The organism is Candidatus Cloacimonadota bacterium (genome assembly GCA_011372345.1).
Classification (GTDB): Bacteria; Cloacimonadota; Cloacimonadia; order Cloacimonadales; family TCS61; genus DRTC01.
Genome location: DRTC01000518.1, coordinates 1 through 2,853 on the forward strand (window position 1 = coordinate 1; position 2,853 = coordinate 2,853).

Sequence of the window (2,853 nt, forward strand, 5' to 3'; positions counted from 1 at the left end):
AACTCTATGTTACTGATCGCGTTCTTGGTGCTGATTCAACTTATGCTCTTCCTACAAAAACAATTACAGATCAAGCATTGACTGCCCTATTCACTGATAATATGTTCAGACCTGTTCCTGATGATATTGATAAAAGTATTTTTGCTGATAAGGAATTTACTATTATCGCGTTACCTTATGACAAACTTGATCGGGATAGATATAAAGGTCGGTTGCGAGTTCTTCCCGATGGACAAACTTCCAATATGATCATTGGTATGGATTTTGAACGAAGGATCGGTATTGTTTTCGGCTCTGCTTATGGTGGAAGTGTTAAAAAAACTTTATTCACAGTTATGAATTATTACCTGCCTGCAGAAGGAATTCTTCCTTTACATTGTTCTGCTAATGAAGGAAGCAATGGCGAATCTGCAATGCTTCTCGGACTTTCCGGAACCGGAAAAACAACTCTTTCTGCAGATCCTGATAGAGCTCTTCTCGGTGATGATGAACATGGTTGGAGCGAGAACGGAATCGCCAATTTTGAGAATGGATGTTATGCAAAATTGATTAATTTAAGAATCGATAAAGAACCGGAAATCTTTAAGGCAGTTTTTCATGCTCATGGTGCTGATTACCTCGATCATGGTGCAATAATCGAAAATTGTATGATGTATCCAAACGGAAAATACGATGTCGATGATGAAAGACTTACTCCAAACTCCCGCGGTTCTTATCCCTTGACTTTCTTAACTCACATCAAACCTTCTTCCACAGCAAAACATCCAAAAACGATTTTATTCCTGACTGCTGATGCCAACAGTGTCTTACCTCCGGTTTCCAAACTAAATCCCGAACAGGCAATGTTGTGGTTTCTTATGGGATATACAAGTAAACTTGCCGGAACTGAAACAGGAATAACAGAACCGGTTTCAACCTTCTCACGATTTTTCGGACAACCTTTTATGCCGAGAAATCCTGATGTTTATGCTTCCATGCTGGGTGAAAGAATGAAAAAACACGGAACACAGGTTTATCTTGTCAATACAGGTTGGAGCGGCGGACCTTTCGGAGTAGGCGCCAGGATGGATATTAATCTCACCCGAAAATTAGTTTCTGCAGCTTTGAATGGTGATCTGGAAAATGTTGAGTATTATGAGAATGAAACTTTCCATATTTTTGTTCCGAAATCATGTCCGGGAGTTCCTTCCGATATCTTAGAACCCAAAAATACTTGGGAAGACAAAGCAGCTTTTGATGAAAGAGCAAATAAATTGGCGAACGATTTCAGTGCATATTTTGATAAAGCGTACGGAAATAAGAATATCGATCCTGAAGTTATCAAACAATGCCCTGGAAAATAATAAGATAAATGCTTTGAATAAATCAAAAACTCCTGCTACTTTTTAGTGGGAGTTTTTTTTGTTTAAACTCACCCTCGTTCCCTCTCTTAAGAAGAGAGGGATGACTGATCTCTATTCTCTTTTTCATCCTGAAATTCTTATATTCCTTCTCTTTTTAAGTGAAGGACAGCAGGATGAGTTGGAGCGGAAAACTAAATGAAAAACAACCACATTCTCGCTGACGATAATATCGGGAAATTATTATTCAGACTTTCTGCTCCGGCAACTCTCGGAATGTTCGTCATGGCATTATATAATGTCGTTGATACGATTTTTATCGGACACAGTGTCGGCAAGTTAGGGATAGCTGGAATTTCTATTGTATTTCCTTTCCAGATGTTCGTGATGGCGATCGGACAGACGCTCGGTATTGGCGGAGCTTCCCTGATCTCTCGCAGTCTGGGAGCGGGAAATATCGAAAAAGCTGAAAAGACTCTGGGAAATGTTATTTTTTCAGTTGTTATATTTGGAATTTCACTCGCAATTTTCGGATCATTTTTTATCGATAAAATTCTATTGGTTTTCGGAGCTACGGAAACAATTCTTCCTTATGCCAGGGAATACATGCAGATCATTCTATTCGGAACGATCTTATTCACTTTTCTGATGAGCAGCAACAATATCATTCGTTCAGAAGGAAAAGCAAAAGTTGCCATGGGAACAATGATCATCTCTGCTGTTCTGAATATCATCCTCGATCCGATTTTTATATTCAGCTTTAAAATGGGAGTTCGGGGAGCAGCGATTGCTACTGTTATCGCCCAATTTATCAGCGTTATTTATATAGTTTTCTTTTTTTGTTCAGGAAAAAGTGTTCTAAAATTCAAATTAATAAATCTAAAATTTAATATTCCCATTTTAAAAGAAGTTTTTGCAATCGGAGCGTCAGCATTTGCCAGACAATCAGCCCAAAGTTTCCTGATAATAGTCCTAAATAATTCCCTCGGTTTATATGGAGGAGATATTTCCATTGCTGTTTTTGGAGTAGTCAGCAAGTTGATCAGGTTTATCATTATGCCGATTTTTGGAATTGCTCAGGGTTTACAACCGATTGCAGGTTTTAATTATGGAGCAAAACAATACGGGAAAGCCTGGAAAGCTCTCAAATTAGCATTGTTCAGTGGAGTTACAATTTCGACATTAGGATCTTTGCTGGTCATTTCAATTCCCGGAACATTGATGAAAATTTTTACTAACGATACATTGCTCATTAATGAAGGAGTCCATTCTTTGAAAATATTCATTCTTGCTTTTCCCCTCGTTGGTTTCCAAGTTGTAGGAGCAACGGTTTTTCAAGCATTTGGTAAAGCAATTCCCGCTTTATTTCTTTCCTTATCAAGGCAAATACTTTTCCTTATCCCTTTGATCTTGATCCTTCCCGGATTTTTTCATCTCGATGGTATCTGGTTTGCTTTTCCGGTTTCTGATGTTTTAGCTACAATTGTTACTCTGATGATGCTTTATAGAGAGA

The 2,853-nt window shown here is 38.2% G+C and carries 2 protein-coding genes; both read left to right on the forward strand.

Features of this window, described 5'->3' with window-relative positions; all coding sequences use genetic code 11:
• A partial coding sequence (locus tag ENL20_09955; GenBank protein ID HHE38879.1) for a phosphoenolpyruvate carboxykinase (ATP) occupies positions 1-1,343 on the forward strand: 1,343 nt, incomplete at its 5' end.
• A gap of 195 nt (positions 1,344-1,538) precedes the next feature.
• The coding region (locus ENL20_09960) for an MATE family efflux transporter (protein ID HHE38880.1) at positions 1,539-2,853 on the forward strand (1,315 nt) is incomplete at its 3' end.